A 15,312-nucleotide genomic window follows, 5' to 3' on the forward strand; every position below is an offset into this window, starting at 1 on the left:
TTTGATATGGACGGCAACAGCCTCAGCCTCTGAGGACCGCCCCGGTCGCCTTGGCCACGGCGGCGACGATCGCCTTGCTCACCGTCTCGATGTCCTCGTCGGTCAGCGTCTTGTCGGCGGGCGACAGCGTCACCTCGATGGCGAGCGACTTCTTGCCTGGCTCCACATGCTCGCCGCGATAGACGTCGAACACGCGCGCGTCGGCGATCAGCTTCTTGTCGGCGCCAAGCGCCGCCTTGACGATCTTGCCTGCTTCCACGCCGTCGTCGACCACGAAGGCGAAGTCACGGCTCACCGGCATGAAGGCCGACAGGTTCAGCGCCGGCTTGGCCTTGGACGCCTTGGCCTTGCCCACCGGAATGCGGTCGAGCGTGATCTCCATGGCCACCAGCGGCCCGTCCACCTTCAGCGCTTCGAGCACGGCGGGGTGCAGTTCGCCGAAATGGCCGAGCACGGTCTGCGGTCCCAGCTGGATGGTGCCCGAGCGCCCCGGATGGAACCAGGCCGGCGCATTGCGCGTGATCTGTGCCTTCGACGTGTCGAAGCCGAGCGCCTCCAGCAGCGCCACGGCATCGGCCTTGGCGTCATGGACCGAAACGGCCTTGGCATTGCCTGACCAATGACGGCCGGAGCCGTCGATGGTGGCCGTACCCTGACGCACGGCGGTCGCCACGATGGTCTGGTCCTGCGGCCGGTCGCCGGCGAACACCTGTCCCACCTCGAAGATGGCGATGTTCGAGAGGCCGCGGTCCACGTTGCGCTGTACCGCCGCGGCAAGGCCGGGGATCAGCGAGGGGCGCATGTCGCTCATGTCCGCCGAGATCGGATTGGCAAGCCGCACTGCCGCAGCCCCACCGCCGAAGGCAGTCGCCTGGGCCTCCGACACGAAGGACCAGGTCACGGCCTCCACGAGACCGCGCGTCGCCAGCGCGCGCTTGGCGCGGCGGGTGCGGATCTGCAGCGGCGTCAGCACCTTGGCACCCACCGAGGCAAGGCGCGGCAGCGGCGTCGGCTTCACCTGGTCGAGCCCGGCGATGCGCACCACTTCCTCCACGAGATCGGCCTTGCCATGCACGTCCGGACGCCAGGACGGCACCGACACTTCGCGCGTCTCGCCAAGGCCCTGCACGCCGAAGCCCAGCGCTTCCAGCGTCGTGGTGATGGCGCCCTCGCTGAGCGTCAAGCCCGACAGACGCTTCACCTCATGCAGCGGGAAGTCGATGACGAGATTGCGCAGCGGCTCCTTGCCGGCCACCACCAGTTCGGAGGCTTCACCGCCGCACAGATCGATCACCATCTGCGTCGCCAGCTCGAGGCCGGCCACCACGAAGGCGGGATCGATGCCGCGTTCGAAGCGATAGCGGGCGTCGGAGTTGAGACCGAGCTTGCGACCGGTGCGCGCCGTACGATTCGGATCGAAATAGGCGCTCTCGATCAACACGTTGACCGTGTTCTCCGACGAGCCCGAGGTCTCGCCCCCCATGACGCCGCCGAGGCCGAGCACGCCGCTGTCGTCGGCGATGACGCACATGGTCTCGTCGATCGCATAGGTCTTGCCGTCGAGCGCCGCGAGGCTCTCGCCGCTCTTGCCGAGGCGCGCGTGGATCGGGCCCGTGACCTTGTCGGCGTCATAGACATGCAGCGGCCGGCCGCGGTCGTAGGTGATGTAATTGGTGATGTCGACCAGCGCGTTGATGGGCCTGAGGCCGATGGCCTTCAGCCGGTCCTGCAGCCATTGCGGCGACGGACCGTTCTTGACGCCTTTCACCACCCGGCCGGCGAACACCGGACAGGGCGACGTGTCGCCGTCGAACCGCAACTCAATGGCTGTCGGCGAGGCGAATTTCGCGACCGCCGGCTTCAGCGGATCGGCCTTGAGACGGCCAAGCCCGCGCGCCGCCAGATCGCGCGCCACGCCGCGCACGCCCAGGCAGTCCGGACGGTTGGGGGTGATGGAAATGTCGATCACCGGGTCCGACCCGCCTCGATAGTCGGCAAAAGACATGCCGAGCGGTGCATCCTCGGGCAGCTCGATGATGCCGTTGTGCTCGTCCGACAGCAGAAGTTCGCGCTCCGAGCACATCATGCCCCGGCTCTCGACGCCACGGATGGTGCCGACTTCCAGCACGGTCCCGTTTACCGGAATGGTCACGCCGGGCAGGGCGAACACGCCCTTGAGGCCGGCCCGCGCGTTCGGCGCGCCGCAGACCACCTGCACCAGATTGCCGTCGCCGGCATCCACCGCCAGAAGCTTCAGCTTGTCGGCATTGGGATGCTTGTCGGCCGTGACGATCCTGGCAATGCGGAACGGCTTCAGCGGCGCCATGGGATCGCTGACGCTTTCCACCTCAAGCCCCACCATGGTCAGCGCCTCGACCACATCGTCGAGCGAAGCTTCGGTGTCGAGGTGGTCTTTCAGCCACGAGAGAGTGAATTTCATTTTGTCTCGTCCTTTGCCGGGTCAGGCATATGTCCTGCGGCGTTGAGCCGGTGAAGTCTGTGGCATCCCCGCGTCGCTCCGTGGATAGAGCCAAAAGCGCGGTCGCTCAATTTAGTGGAGGATTGCCTTGCGGGTTGCAGTGCCGTCCTCAACAGTCCTCATTTGCGTTCCCTCCCCCCTTGCGGGGGAGGGACAGGGAGAGGGGTTTCGAGCGGAGCGAGATCGGACACATATCGAGGCAAGTATTGGCCAATGGCATGCAGCACACCTTCCATCGCTTCAAATATGTCCTCATTGCTAATCCGCAAAATGCGAAATCCTTCACCCTCCAGATAGGTCGACCTTGTCAGGTCTCTGAGTGTATTCGTCGGGTATTGATGGCTCGGACCGTCCACTTCAATGATCAAACGCTCATCGAAACAAACGAAATCCGCGATGTAGCCATCAACCGGCACTTGACGGCGAAACCTGTATTCAAAAAAACGCTTTGCTCTGAGTTCTTCCCAAAGCCGGTCTTCCGCACTCGTCTGGTCTCGTCTGAGACGTCTGGCCTGTGCCCTTGTTCGAGGTGCAGTAATGCGATGCGGCATGGCGATCGTGCCTTCACAGTCTCGCTGATACCCCTCTCTCCAACTCTCCCCCGCAAGGGGGGAGAGGGCGCGTCTTGATTCCAAGCATCACCTGCAAGCAGGGGTGCCGAACAATCTTCAGCTCGAAAGTCCCCCGAACAGGCTCGGCAGGTCCAGCGGGCGGAAACCGTAGTGGTTCAGCCAGCGCACGTCGGCGTCGAAGAAGGCGCGCAGGTCGGGCATGCCATATTTCAGCATGGCGATGCGGTCGATGCCCATGCCCCAGGCAAAGCCCTGGAACTCGTCCGGATCGAGGCCGACGGCGCGGATGACATTGGGATGCACCATGCCGCAGCCGAGGATCTCCAGCCAGTCGTCGCCCTCGCCGATGCGGATCTCGCCCCCCGAGCGCTTGCAGCCCACGTCCACTTCCATGGACGGTTCGGTGAAGGGGAAGAAGGACGGGCGGAAGCGCGTCTTCACTTCATCCACCTCGAAGAAGGCCTTGAGGAACTCCTCGAGGATCCACTTGAGATGGCCGAAATGGCTCGTCCTGTCGATCACCAGACCTTCGACCTGATGGAACATCGGCGTATGCGTGGCGTCGCTGTCGCAGCGATAGGTGCGGCCCGGCGCAATGATGCGGATCGGCGGCTTCTGCGCTTCCATGGTCCGCACCTGCACCGGCGAGGTGTGGGTGCGCAGCAACAGGCGCGAGCCATCTTCCTTCGGATTGAAGAAGAAGGTGTCGTGCATCTCGCGAGCCGGATGGTCGGCCGGGAAGTTCAGCGAGGTGAAGTTATAGTGGTCCGTCTCGATGTCGGGACCTTCCGCCACCGAGAAGCCCATGTCGGCGAAGATGGCGGTGATCTCGTCGATCACCTGGCTCACCGGGTGGATGCGACCGGCGGTCAGCGGGTCGGTGCGGCCGGAGAGCGTGATGTCCACCGTCTCGCGCTTCAGGCGGGCCTCCAGGGCGGCGGCCTTCAGCACCGACTTGCGCGTGGAGAGAGCCGAAGTGACGCGATCGCGCGTTTCGTTGACAGCCGCGCCATAGGACTTGCGGTCCTCCGGCGGCAGCGAGCCGAGCGTCTTCAGCAGCGCCGAGAGGGAGCCCTGCTTGCCGAGCGCGGCAACGCGCACCGTTTCCAGCGCCGCCTCGTCGGCAGCGGCGTCGATCTCGCGGAGGATCGAGGCTTCGAGGTCGAGAATGTCGGACATGACGCCTGTTCTGACTTTGGTGAAGAAAAAGACCGGCGGGTTCTATCGCGATTTTGCCGCAAATGCCACGCCGGAAACGAAAAAGGGGCGACGCACCGATCGTGCGCCGCCCCAACTTTCATCAGCGGCCGATCGGTGATCGGCCTAGACCATTGCATCAAGCAGCGGCCTGGGCCTTCTCGACGATGGCCTTAAACGATGCCGGCTCGCTGATGGCGAGGTCGGACAGCACCTTGCGGTCGATCGCAATACCGGCCTTGGCCATGAGATCGATGAAGCGGGCATAGGTCAGCTCGCCACCGGTCACATCACGGACAGCGGCGTTGATGCGCTGGATCCACAGAGCGCGGAAGTTGCGCTTCTTGGCGCGACGGTCACGCGTCGCATACTGCATCGCGCGATCGACAGCGGCCTTCGCCGTCTTGATGGTATTCTTGCGACGGCCCCGATAGCCCTTGGCGGCCTCGAGAACCTTCTTGTGCTTGGCATGGGACGTAACGCCCCGCTTAACGCGCGCCATGTGTCAGTCTCCTGAAATTGAGTGCCTGTCTGATCGCGCGGATCAAGCGTAGGGCAGGAAGTTCTTCTTGATGATGATCGCATCCGGCTCGCTCAGCACGGTCGTGCCGCGGGCCTGACGGATGAACTTGGTCGTCCGCTTGATCATGCCGTGACGCTTGCCAGCCTGGCCAGCCTTGACATGACCCGAGGCGGTCACCTTGAAGCGCTTCTTTGCGCCTGACTTCGTCTTCATCTTGGGCATTTTGCTCGTTTCCGAGGTTGGCGGGAAATCGGCCGAGGCCGTGATCCCGGGTATCTTGATTTTCGGAAAAACAAACCGGCATCAGGCCGCGAGGGCCGTCCGTCCGGTCCGATTGTCCGGGTTGAGCTTGCAAGATCGCCACGGCATGCCCTTGGACATGGCAAGCCATCTCCACGCCGGGCGACCTGAAGTGCTCGGGCTTTTAGCCGAGACAGGACGCAAAGGCAAGGCAGGACTCTGCTTTTTTGCGCTTCAACTGCCGCGAATGCGCCGTTGCCTTCAATTTTAGCGGTTTGCTTGACCGTCCGGTTGCATCCGCGCGTCTAGGCTCTGCCCGATTGATTGCTGTTTCGTCAACGAGGGTGTCATGTTTGCGCTGAAGCCGCTCCTCCGGTCCGTCGCCGCCTTGCTCTGGCTCTCGTCCGGCCTGTGGACGGCGAGCGCCTTTGCCGGCGACCTCTTCACCGATGCCGGCAGCAAGGCCTCGAGCGCCGCCTCCGTCGCCAGTGCCAAGGTCGATCATGCCGTGGCCGAGCGCGTCGTTGCCATTGATCCTGACTATCTCGCGGCGACGCTTGTCCCGGCTGGCATGGACGACAAGAGCGGACGCGCCGCGGCGGCCAAGGCACTGACCTCAGGCTATGCCAGCCTGACCCTCTTCCCCGGCACGACGGTCAAGCTCAAGCGGCGCGACGTCGCCGAAGCCTATGGCGGCGGCTACGCCTGGTCCGGCACGCCGACCGACGACGGCTTCGGCGCGGCTGATCTCGTCGTTGTCGGCGGCAAGGTGTCCGGCCTCGTCAACTACAAGGGCATGACTTACTCCATCGATCCGGTCGACGGCTCGGCGCGTTTGCACCGCATCGCCCGCCTCGATCTCGAGGGCATGAAGGAAGACAAGATCCTCAACGCCCCCATGACGCCCTTCGTCCCCAACAAGACGTCCACCGGCGGAACGGTGCAGGGGATCACCACCGTCACGGTTCTGATCGGCTATACGCCGGAGGTGCTGGCGGCCTACAAGACGGCGTCCAGAATCAACGCGCAGGCCAATCTCGCCGTCTCCATGGCCAACACCGCCTTCGCCAACTCCAAAATGAATGTCCGCTTCTCGCTGGTCGGCGTCCGCGCCGTGAGCGGATATTCCGACCGCGCGGCGGCAAGCTACAATCAGGTGCTCGAGGATCTCACCAACGTCACCGCGCCCTTCGCCAGCCTCGGCGCTGCGCGCAAGTCGCTGAAGGCCGATCTCGTCTCGCTCTTCGTCAGTCGTCAGGAATATTGCGGCCTCGGCTGGGTTGGACCGTCGGTTGCCACCTATGGCACCTCCGTGGTGACAGCGAGCTGCGTCAGCTACAACACGCTCGCGCACGAGGCCGGTCACAATCTCGGCGCCTTGCATGATCGCTACGTGTCGCCCAAGGCGCCCGCATCCGCCTATGGCTACGGCTATGTCAACCTGCAGGCGCGGCTGCGCACCATCATGGCCTATGACAATGCCTGTCAGGTCAAGGGCTTCTCCTGCGCCCGCGTGCCCTATTTCTCCACCCCGCGCATCCGCTATGCCGGCAAGGCCATCGGCAGCGCGGCAGGTAACGGCGACGCGGCCGACAATGCCCGCTACATCCAGCAAAACGCAGCCAAGATCGCTGCCTACTACTGACCGTCCGCCGACCATAGTCCGTTAAAACCAAAAACCCCGGCAGCCATGTGGCTCCGGGGCTTTTTGCATCACTTGAGCACTCACGGATCATGTAGTTTCAGCATGATCGGCGGATGCTCCAGGCGCCGGCGCTCACTTGGGCGCCAGCACCATGACCATCTGGCGGCCTTCAAGGCGCGGATCGCTCTCCACCTTGGCGATGGCAGCGGTCTCTTCCTTCACCTGAAGCAGAAGCTTGTAGCCGAGGTCCTGGTGGGCCATTTCGCGACCACGGAAGCGCAGGGTCACCTTGACCTTGTCGCCTTCCTCGAAGAAGCGAAGCATGCTCTTCATCTTCACTTCGTAGTCATGCGTGTCGATATTCGGCCGAAGCTTGACTTCCTTGATCTCGACGATCTTCTGGTTCTTGCGCGCTTCGGAAGCCTTCTTCTGGGCTTCGTACTTGTACTTACCGAAATCCAGGATCTTGCAGACCGGCGGCGTCGAGTTCGGAGAGATCTCCACGAGATCGAGACCGGCTTCAGCGGCCGCTGCCAGCGCGTCGTTGATAGTGACAACGCCGAGGTTCTCACCACTATCGCCGATCAGCTGTACCTGCGGGACACGGATTTCACGATTGATGCGCGGACCTTCCTTGGTGGGCGCTGCGGCTCGAAACGGACGGCGAATGGCTTTCAACTCCTCTGATATTGATCCTTGGGCCCCGGGTGTCAAAAAGGCATGACGTCCCCGAACAGACATTGTTCGACCAGACAATCACGCGAACTTGCTGACGGAGAGCGCGGCACACCGGCGGCCTGTCGTCTCCTTCCCGGTGCGCGTGGCAAACGACGCGGGCAAACCGATCGGGAACGACGGCCCGAAAATCGTTGTGTTGCGAGCAAAAGTCAAGGTCTACGCTGTTTATTTGCGCGCGCTTTGGTCTAAAGAAAGCGGCAGGCGCCACCACGACCGGCGCAGCCATGCCAAAGGGAGCCTCCAACGGATGACCTCGCGGTCCTTCAGCCTTGAAATGCCCGACGACGGGCGCAAGATCGCCGGTCTCGCTGAGACCGGTGCCGGTCCCTCCCTGGTCTGGCTCGGCGGCTTCCGCTCGGACATGACCGGCTCCAAGGCCGAGGCTCTGGCCGCGCACGGTCGGGCCACCGGCCGTCCCGTCGTCCGCTTCGACTATTCCGGCCACGGCATTTCCGACGGCCCCTTCTCCGCCGGCCGCATCAGCCGCTGGGCTGCCGAGGCGCGTGCCGTGATCGATGCCGAAGCCCCTGGCGACAAGATCCTGATCGGCTCCTCCATGGGCGGCTGGATCTCGCTGCTGCTGGCCCACCGTGGGCTCCCCGGCCTCAAGGGGCTTGTGCTGATCGCGCCGGCGCCCGATTTCACAGAGCGCCTGATGCTGCCGTCCCTCTCCGGCGCCATGCGCCACACGCTGGCGGAGACCGGCGAGATCACCCTGCCCGACGACTACGGCTCTGATCCGACCCGCCTGTCGCAAGCTTTCTTCGACGACGCCCGCAGCTGCCTGCTGCTCGATGCGCCGCTGCGGCTCGGCGTGCCCGTGCACATCCTGCAGGGAACCGACGACCGCTCCGTGCCGCCGGCGCATGCCCACCTGCTGGTCAGCCGCCTCGCCGAGGACGACGTCACGCTCACCCTCGTCAAGGGCGGCGACCATCGCCTGTCGCGCCCGGACGACCTCACGCTGATGCTCGCCAGCATCGATCGCATGGTGCAAAGCGCGGAATCCTGAAAATGTTCTCATACGCGTTTTTTCCAGCGTGCGCTTTGACGCCAATGGATTATCACTCAGCGCAGGCATGCTATAGGACGCCCGTGCGTGTGAACGTTCTCATGCCAGGCGTCATCGAAAGATGAGGCCTGGTGGTCCGCTTTCGAATGTCTCGAGCCCCCAACGCAATCGAGACATTCGAAATGTTTACAATGAGCCGATGCGTCAGCATCTTGGGCGAATTGGTATCGCATCTGGGGAAGAGACATGACCGACATGAAGCTCGTGGTCACCGGTGCCGGCGGCCGCATGGGCCGGACCCTCATCCGCACCGTCGCCGAAACGCCGGGCGTGCGTCTGCACGCCGCCATCGACCGGGACGGCGCCGCGGCCATCGGACAGGATGCCGGCCTTCTCGCCGGCGTCGGCGAGCTCGGCGTGCCCGTCACCACCGATGCCCTCAAGGCCGTCGTCGACGCCGAGGGCATCCTCGACTTCACCGCTCCGGCCGCCACGCTGCATTTTGCCGAACTGGCCGCCCAGGCGCGCATCGTCCACGTCATCGGCACCACCGGCTGCTCGGAGGCCGACGAGGCGGCCATCGATGCGGCCGCGCGCCATGCCACCATCGTCAAGTCGGGCAACATGAGCGTCGGCGTCAACCTGCTCGCCACCCTGGTCGAGCGCGCCGCCCGCGCCCTTGGCCCCGATTTCGACGCCGAAATCCTCGAAATGCATCACCGCCTCAAGGTCGATGCGCCCTCCGGCACCGCGCTCCTGCTCGGTGAGGCGGTGGCGCGCGGTCGCAACATCGACCTCAAGGACAAGTCCGTCCGCAGCCGCGATGGCCACACCGGCGCCCGCGTCGAGGGCACCGTGGGCTTTGCCACCTTGCGCGGCGGTTCGGTGGTCGGGGATCATACGGTGATGTTTGCCGGCGCCGGCGAGCGTATCGAACTGCGGCACATTGCCGAAGACCGTTCCCTCTTTGCCAAGGGTGCGGTGCGCGCCGCCCTCTGGGCGCGCGGCCGCAAGCCCGGCCGCTTCACCATGGCCGACGTCCTTGGCCTCAATGACTGATTTGAACTGAACCCCTAACGCTGACTCAAAAGCTGGAGACCTCCCCCATGAGCCGCACTCTCGTCCTTGTCCGCCACGGCCAGTCCGAGTGGAACCTTTTGAACCTCTTCACCGGCTGGAAGGACCCCGATCTGACGGCCCAGGGCGTCAAGGAAGCCACCGCTGCCGGCACGCGCCTTGCCGGCCTCGGCCTCAAGTTCGACATCGCCTATACCTCGGCGCTCACCCGCGCCCAGCACACCTGCCGCCTGATCCTCGGCGAGGTTGGCCAGTCGGACCTCGAGACCATCCGCGACCAGGCCCTCAACGAGCGCGACTATGGCGAGCTCACCGGCCTCAACAAGGACGACGCCCGCGCCAAGTGGGGCGAGGAGCAGGTCCACATCTGGCGCCGCTCCTTCGACATTCCCCCTCCGGGCGGTGAAAGCCTGCTCAACACCGCCGAGCGCACGCTGCCCTATTTCAAGGCCCAGATCCTGCCGCGCGTCCTGAAAGGCGAAACCGTCCTCGTCGCCGCCCACGGCAACTCGCTGCGCTCCATCATCATGGATCTGGAAAAGCTCACCGGCGACGAAATCGTCGCCCGCGAACTCAACACCGGCGAACCCATCGTCTACGAGCTGAACGCCGACGGCTCGGTGGGGAGCAAGAAGGTTCTGGCCGCCTGATCGGCGTGACGGGTTGGATGAATGCGATAGCCGCCCCGGTTCGGAAACGAGCCGGGGCGGTTTGCGTTTGGGGGGAAGGTAGGGGCGAGGAAGGTCGGTGACTGTTTCCGCGTAGCGGTAACTGTCACCTTCTGTAAGGCTGGAAACAAAGCAAAATGCGTCTCTAACAACGCATCTAGTTGTGACCGCGAGTTTTAGCCTTTTCGCTGGTCGAAAGTCCGATTTGGGGCTGGAAGGGGACTGGTAGGTTTCGGGTTAACGACTGGAGAAGCTGTCATGGGCTGCAAAGGCGCCTGAAGCGAATAGAGAGCCTTATGAAACACCTTCATGGTCGAATGCGGTGCAGACGAAAAAGTTTGTCGAAGAAATCCGTGATCCTCGCCTCGGTGCCGTCACCGACCAGTTCATTTGCGCCGAACCGATAGACCTCGTATCCGGCAAGGCGCAGCTCGCGGTCGGCCGACACCATGTCGGCATAGACCTTCAATGACGGAAGGTCGTTTTCCGAGAAGTGATGCTTGCCGTCGACCTCGATCACGATGCGCTGACGGTTGGGAAGCAGCATCAGGAAGTCCATTCGCTGACGCGGTAGCGGAAGCCGATGGCGCAGGGTTTTCACCACGGCAGGATCATAGTGAAGGTAAACCTGCGGCAGGAGCGCGGGCAGCGCCTCGCCGAGGGCGGACCGGTAGGCTTTGAAGTAGGTCGCGAAAAGCTTGTGCTCGGCGTCCGAGGCCAGGGATTCCTGGAGACGAGCTCCAAGTTTCGCTGCATCACCCCCCGACGCAACCTCACCCCACCAGGAAACGAGCTCCGACCACAGAAGACCGCTCGCGCCGATCGGCCGGTCGTAGACCAGGCAACTCTCTTCGCCAGACAGAATGACGATGTCGTTGTTGATCGCGTCGGCAAAGCCGATCTCCGGCTTCGGTCCTCGCGAGGCAAAGATCAAATTCTTGGGCCGACCGCCGACACCACGCACGACAGGACGGAAGCCGAAGATGGGGTGACCGGAAAGCTCGCCTTCCGGCACGAGTTCGTATCCGTCGCGCACGAGAATCTTGTTGAGGGCGATGACCGTTCCCGCCTGATCGTCCCCTGACCGGGAAAGCGGATGAACGGCTTCTTCGAGCAATGCACCGAACCTGGCTTTGGAGCAATCAAAGGCGCCGATTTCACCGAATAGCTGTTCTACCGACCAATCGCCCGGATGCCGATCCATATGCCGGTCGATTTGGTCGCGCAGGCTTTGTCCGCGGCTTCCGAGGAAATCGTCAATCGGTGTGGAAAGGACGAAATGGCGCCCCACGACTTCCACTGTGCCGCGCTCACCGGCGAGATCATCTCCGAGGGCGCGCGCGACGTCTCGTCGTGTAATGTGAGTTAGAGGCGGGTCGTTTGCCTCGAGTACCTTGTGGCCCGCTTCATCGAGGGCGATGTCGCGACGATCCTCACCAAATTTCAGCGCAAGCTGCGCCAATTGCTCCTGCGTCAGGTTCGCCAGCGCTTGTTCGATACGCTGCCGCTTTGACAAGCTCTCCTCGAAGGGTACGACCAGCCCTGCGACCCGCAGTGGCTCCTCGCTGAGCTGTGCGTGGCTCATGCCCTGAAGGAGGCCGGCGACGAGCCCATAGAGGTCAGCCGTCACGGTTTGTTCCCTTCAGGATCACGCGCACGAATGCGAACATGCGGGAGAAAAGGTAGTCGACCTGATCGAGAGAGGTCAGCGCTTCCTGCGTCGTCTCAGAATGACGAATGCGAAAGCTATTCCCGATTCTGGTCAGTTCAACGGCTTCGCGCCCGAGCGCTTGGCGAAAACCGGAGCCCGGCGCGGCGACACGATCGAGCAATGCATCGGCCTGCACGCGCTTGTTGGCCCCCGGCTCCAGCGTCTTCAGCCGCTCAAGCGCATCCCACAGCTTTTCCAGCGCATCGCGGCGATCGTCGGGCTTTGGCGAGAGAATTCGCTGTCGTGCGGCTTCAAGTAGCCCGTCGGTCTCCGCATTGCCGGTGTGAAACAAGGCCCATCCAATAGTATTGGCGATCGCCTGCGGAAGAACGCGTTGGGCCTGTCCGGTCGCTGTGAGCTCATAGGCGACGGCATTCCGGCGAAATAGGAGGTTCACGTCCGCCATAAATCGCGCGAGGCCGGCGTCTCGATCCCAACTCAAGTGATGGTGACGGTAGTATGAATGATAAGCGCCCTGAAATGGCTCACCCACGGCGCTGGCGCAGAACTCGAGCAGATCGAGGATCACCGGCGTGTCAGGCACTCTACTCGGGGAGAGTGGCCATTCGATCCACGGCACCTCGGCGCCCAGCACCTGGCGGAAGGCCTGATCGTCACACCCGCACGGCCCCTTTCCGTCGGGACACTGTTCCGGAAAGCGCAGGCCAAATGAGCCGTTGCCAATTCCCATCTGTATCAAACTGTAGAGGCCAGCCGACAAGCGCTCATCGATGACATCTATTGTTGGAGGCCGTGTTCCATATTCACGATCCGTAAAATAGGTCGACATTTTTCACCAATGATATTTTGCTAATTAGCAAAGACTATAGCTCCTTTGCCGCAGTTGCTTTATAGCACCGGACGGACAGTCTTTCATCCCAACGTTTCTGCCGAAGATGAGGACCGTCAGCTTTTACGCGATGGACAATTCACACTGAACGACTGAAACGGGGCTCAAAACAGTCATACCTGTCCGGCCCATGAGTATGTAAGTTCGCTGCGTGCCCCCTGGCCCACAAGAAATCTTATCCCCCTCGCTCCCACCACCCTTACACTCCCCCTCATCCGCGGCCGGCGGGGAGGTGTCAGGATCCAGCACCGAGCATCTGGCCGGGGACCGGTCCCGCGCCTGCCGACTGGCGGCAGTCCCGGGCGAGCCTGACCTCGGTACCACTGCCCCGCACTACGACGGGGTGCCCTGAAGCAGGAGGGCGATAGGGGTGTCGGGTGGGTCCAGAGCGACGGAGGCGGCACTGATGGCGATGAGTCACGCAGCCCGTCCTTACGTAACCGGGACCGCCCGGCTCCGGCCGATGGGCCAACGTCTTTCCCCGCGCGCCCCCAGGGCGTTGCGGCAGACGGTGGTTCGGGAGGTGTCCCCTCGGGGATGCAGACCAAAGCCGGGACAGCCCTGAAGACGTACCGTTTAAAATCGGGGGCGCGAGCTCCCGGACAGGCTTCGTACACACCGGACGGGAGCGCGGGCGACCGCTATCCTACTCCAAACCTTACCGCGGCCCCGCCGCGCTCCCGTCCCCGCATTGCGTGGGGAGATGACGAAAGCAAAGCTCCGGTGGCCTCGGCCTCGCGGAGGTGAAGGTGTTTGTGGGGGCTGGATGGGCGGAGGCACGCGGCAGCCGGGGAATACCCCCCTCTCCAACTCTCCCCCTCAAGGGGGGAGAGAGTGCCGATTGGTTCCACGCAGAACCTTGGAAGGAATGTGGGTGGAAACCTTGAAGGATGGGCGGTGGTCAGCTCGTTAAGCTCTCTCCCCCCTTGAGGGGGAGAGTTGGAGAGGGGGGAGAGGGGGAGAGGGGGAGAGGGGGGTAGGCCAACGGCATGACAAGGTGCCGGCAAACGTCCTTTGAGCGGGCCGTCTCATGCCTCACCTCGCCAACGCCAACCTCGCCCCCAGCGCCGCGAAGGCTGCGGCGAAGCTGTAGCGCAGTCCGGCAAGGATCGCGGGTCTCGCCAGAACATGCCGGCGGACGGCGGCGGCGAAGATGCCGTAGAGGGCGAAGACCGCGAAGGTCATGGCCATGAAGGTTGCGCTGAGTTCCAGCATGGTGGCAAGGGCGCCAGGTCCGCCGCCGTCGACGAACTGCGGCAGGAAGGCGAAGAAGAACAGGGTGAGCTTGGGATTGAGGAGGTTGAGAAGGATGCCCCTGACGATGATCCGCCCCGCCGATCGGGTCGGCGCCGAGGTCTCCACGGAGAGCGCGCTGCGGTCGCGAACGGTCATCCAGGCCATATAGAGGAGATAGGCCACACCGAGATATTTCAGCGTCGCAAAAGCCACGGCGCTGGCGTGCAGCAGCGCGGCAAGCCCGGTGATCGCGGCCAGAAGATGCGGCACGATGCCGAGCGTGCAGCCAAAGGCGGCGATCAGGCTCGACCGGGCGCCGCGCGTCAGACCTTCGCTCAGCGTATAGAGCACGCCGGTGCCCGGGGAGGCGACCACGAGAAACGCCAACCCCAGGAACTCCGGCGTGATCGCTGTCACGATTGCCCGCCGAGCTGCGCGGCGAGACCCGTCTCCCAGCCCAATATGGCCTTCTTGCGGGTGAGGCCCCAGTGGTAGCCGCACAGGTCGCCCTGGCGGCCGAGCACGCGGTGGCAGGGCACGACGAAGGAGAGGGGGTTCTTGCCGACGGCGGTGCCGACGGCGCGGGCGGCATTGGGATTGCCGATGTGCCGGGCGATGTCGGAATAGGTGGTGGCCTTGCCGAGCGGGATCTTCAGCAGCGTCTCCCACACCCGCACCTCGAAGTCCGAGCCGATGAAGATCAGCCGGATCGGCCGGTCGGCGGACCAGTCGGCGGGCTTGAAGGCCTGCGAGGCATAGGGTGCGGTGACGACGGGGTCGTGCACATAGGCCGCCGCCGGCCAGCGCGCCTTCATGTCGTCGAGCGCCTTGTCCTCCTCGCCGGGGTCGGCGAAGGCGATGCCGGCAAGGCCGCGGTCGGTGGCCATCAGCAGCGCCGTACCGAAGGGCGAGGGATGGAAGCCATAGGCGATGGTCACCCCGCCGCCCCGCGCCTTGTAGGCACCCGGGCTCATGGCCTCGTGGGTGACGAACAGATCATGCAGCCGCCCCGGCCCCGACAAGCCCACCTCATAGGCGGTGTCGAGAATGGAGGAGGATTGATCCAGCATGCGCCGCGCCTCATCCAGCGTCAGCGCCTGCACGAAGGCTTTCGGCGTCAGCCCGGCCCAGCGGGTGAACAGGCGATGCAGATGGTTCTGGTCGGTGCCGACGGCCGCCGCGATGGTCTCCAGCTCCGGCTGGTCGCGCCAGTTCTCCGAGATGAACTGGATGGTGTCGCGGACGAGCACATAGTCGGCCCCGTCCCGGTCGAGCGGCACGGGTTCGCTCATCTTGAATTCCTTGTGCAGCCAGCTCGCCGATTGGGGCGGGCGGCTCAGGTTGTCGGTGCGGGCAATGGCGTC

General features: G+C 63.9%; 15 protein-coding genes. 5 read left to right on the top strand and 10 right to left on the bottom strand.

The annotated features are described in order from the left end of the window. Positions 1–22: 22 nt before the first annotated feature. The 3 genes from pheT to pheS form a co-directional block, all read right to left on the bottom strand. Entirely contained in the window at positions 23–2,440 is a 2,418-nt protein-coding gene (gene pheT / locus L2I41_RS06610) for a phenylalanine--tRNA ligase subunit beta (RefSeq protein WP_237152726.1), read from the bottom strand. A 158-nt stretch (positions 2,441–2,598) separates the two neighbouring features. Continuing rightward, positions 2,599–3,030, bottom strand: coding sequence for an endonuclease domain-containing protein (locus L2I41_RS06615; RefSeq protein ID WP_237152727.1), 432 nt, complete (start codon positions 3,028–3,030; stop codon positions 2,599–2,601). A 117-nt stretch (positions 3,031–3,147) separates the two neighbouring features. Then, positions 3,148–4,230, bottom strand: coding sequence for a phenylalanine--tRNA ligase subunit alpha (gene pheS, locus L2I41_RS06620; protein ID WP_237152728.1), 1,083 nt, complete (start codon positions 4,228–4,230; stop codon positions 3,148–3,150). On the opposite strand from pheS, the gene L2I41_RS06625 reads away from it, so the two are divergent. Continuing rightward, positions 4,220–4,369: a hypothetical protein gene (locus tag L2I41_RS06625; RefSeq protein WP_237152729.1), complete on the top strand. Its 150-nt coding sequence runs from the start codon at positions 4,220–4,222 to the stop codon at positions 4,367–4,369. The genes pheS and L2I41_RS06625 overlap by 11 nt on opposite strands. Positions 4,370–4,387: 18 nt before the next feature. Here L2I41_RS06625 and rplT read toward each other — a convergent pair whose 3' ends face one another. Next, a complete protein-coding gene (gene rplT, locus L2I41_RS06630) occupies positions 4,388–4,750 on the bottom strand; it encodes a 50S ribosomal protein L20 (RefSeq protein WP_237152730.1) in 363 nt (120 codons plus the stop codon). Positions 4,751–4,792: 42 nt separating this feature from the next. Then, positions 4,793–4,993, bottom strand: coding sequence for a 50S ribosomal protein L35 (gene rpmI, locus L2I41_RS06635; protein WP_237152731.1), 201 nt, complete (start codon positions 4,991–4,993; stop codon positions 4,793–4,795). 367 nt (positions 4,994–5,360) lie between these two features. On the opposite strand from rpmI, the gene L2I41_RS06640 reads away from it, so the two are divergent. After that, on the top strand, positions 5,361–6,656 hold the full coding sequence (locus L2I41_RS06640) for a reprolysin-like metallopeptidase (RefSeq protein ID WP_237152733.1): 1,296 nt from the start codon (positions 5,361–5,363) through the stop codon (positions 6,654–6,656). Positions 6,657–6,788: 132 nt separating this feature from the next. Here L2I41_RS06640 and infC read toward each other — a convergent pair whose 3' ends face one another. Then, positions 6,789–7,325 (bottom strand): translation initiation factor IF-3, encoded by a 537-nt coding sequence (gene infC / locus L2I41_RS06645; RefSeq protein WP_237152804.1) that lies wholly within the window; start codon positions 7,323–7,325, stop codon positions 6,789–6,791. 316 nt (positions 7,326–7,641) lie between these two features. Between infC and L2I41_RS06650 the strand changes: the two genes are divergently transcribed. The 3 genes from L2I41_RS06650 (at position 7,642) to L2I41_RS06660 (ending at position 10,133) form a co-directional block, all read left to right on the top strand. Further along, positions 7,642–8,406 carry an alpha/beta hydrolase gene (locus L2I41_RS06650; RefSeq protein ID WP_237152734.1) on the top strand — a complete coding sequence of 255 codons (765 nt, stop codon included), beginning with the start codon at positions 7,642–7,644 and terminating at the stop codon, positions 8,404–8,406. A 246-nt stretch (positions 8,407–8,652) separates the two neighbouring features. Continuing rightward, on the top strand, positions 8,653–9,465 hold the full coding sequence (dapB, locus tag L2I41_RS06655; RefSeq protein ID WP_237152735.1) for a 4-hydroxy-tetrahydrodipicolinate reductase: 813 nt from the start codon (positions 8,653–8,655) through the stop codon (positions 9,463–9,465). A 47-nt stretch (positions 9,466–9,512) separates the two neighbouring features. Next, positions 9,513–10,133 (top strand): 2,3-bisphosphoglycerate-dependent phosphoglycerate mutase, encoded by a 621-nt coding sequence (locus L2I41_RS06660; RefSeq protein ID WP_237152736.1) that lies wholly within the window; start codon positions 9,513–9,515, stop codon positions 10,131–10,133. A 325-nt stretch (positions 10,134–10,458) separates the two neighbouring features. On the opposite strand, the gene L2I41_RS06665 is transcribed toward L2I41_RS06660, so the two are convergent. The 4 genes from L2I41_RS06665 to L2I41_RS06680 all read right to left on the bottom strand — a co-directional run bounded on the left by L2I41_RS06665 (position 10,459) and on the right by L2I41_RS06680 (position 15,240). Continuing rightward, complete coding sequence (locus L2I41_RS06665) at positions 10,459–11,781, bottom strand: AbiJ-related protein (RefSeq protein ID WP_237152737.1); 1,323 nt, start codon at positions 11,779–11,781, stop codon at positions 10,459–10,461. Beyond that, positions 11,771–12,652 carry a hypothetical protein gene (locus L2I41_RS06670; RefSeq protein WP_237152738.1) on the bottom strand — a complete coding sequence of 294 codons (882 nt, stop codon included), beginning with the start codon at positions 12,650–12,652 and terminating at the stop codon, positions 11,771–11,773. The genes L2I41_RS06665 and L2I41_RS06670 overlap by 11 nt, the downstream gene beginning before the upstream one ends. Positions 12,653–13,747: 1,095 nt before the next feature. Continuing rightward, complete coding sequence (locus L2I41_RS06675; RefSeq protein WP_237152805.1) at positions 13,748–14,356, bottom strand: LysE family translocator; 609 nt, start codon at positions 14,354–14,356, stop codon at positions 13,748–13,750. Between the two features lie 5 nt (positions 14,357–14,361). Then, on the bottom strand, positions 14,362–15,240 hold the full coding sequence (locus L2I41_RS06680) for a methylated-DNA--[protein]-cysteine S-methyltransferase (protein ID WP_237152806.1): 879 nt from the start codon (positions 15,238–15,240) through the stop codon (positions 14,362–14,364). Positions 15,241–15,312: the final 72 nt, after the last annotated feature.

The organism is Oryzibacter oryziterrae (assembly GCF_021864535.1).
Taxonomy (GTDB): Bacteria; Pseudomonadota; Alphaproteobacteria; order Rhizobiales; family Pleomorphomonadaceae; genus Pleomorphomonas; species Pleomorphomonas oryziterrae.

Coding starts and splice junctions, on each gene's coding strand:
- pheT (WP_237152726.1), bottom strand. CDS start 2,440: ATGAAATTCACTCTCTCGTGGCTGAAAGACCACCTCGACACCGAAGCT.
- L2I41_RS06615 (WP_237152727.1), bottom strand. CDS start 3,030: ATGCCGCATCGCATTACTGCACCTCGAACAAGGGCACAGGCCAGACGT.
- L2I41_RS06625 (WP_237152729.1), top strand. CDS start 4,220: ATGTCGGACATGACGCCTGTTCTGACTTTGGTGAAGAAAAAGACCGGC.
- pheS (WP_237152728.1), bottom strand. CDS start 4,230: ATGTCCGACATTCTCGACCTCGAAGCCTCGATCCTCCGCGAGATCGAC.
- rplT (WP_237152730.1), bottom strand. CDS start 4,750: ATGGCGCGCGTTAAGCGGGGCGTTACGTCCCATGCCAAGCACAAGAAG.
- rpmI (WP_237152731.1), bottom strand. CDS start 4,993: ATGCCCAAGATGAAGACGAAGTCAGGCGCAAAGAAGCGCTTCAAGGTG.
- L2I41_RS06640 (WP_237152733.1), top strand. CDS start 5,361: ATGTTTGCGCTGAAGCCGCTCCTCCGGTCCGTCGCCGCCTTGCTCTGG.
- L2I41_RS06650 (WP_237152734.1), top strand. CDS start 7,642: ATGACCTCGCGGTCCTTCAGCCTTGAAATGCCCGACGACGGGCGCAAG.
- dapB (WP_237152735.1), top strand. CDS start 8,653: ATGACCGACATGAAGCTCGTGGTCACCGGTGCCGGCGGCCGCATGGGC.
- L2I41_RS06660 (WP_237152736.1), top strand. CDS start 9,513: ATGAGCCGCACTCTCGTCCTTGTCCGCCACGGCCAGTCCGAGTGGAAC.
- L2I41_RS06670 (WP_237152738.1), bottom strand. CDS start 12,652: ATGTCGACCTATTTTACGGATCGTGAATATGGAACACGGCCTCCAACA.
- L2I41_RS06680 (WP_237152806.1), bottom strand. CDS start 15,240: ATGAGCGAACCCGTGCCGCTCGACCGGGACGGGGCCGACTATGTGCTC.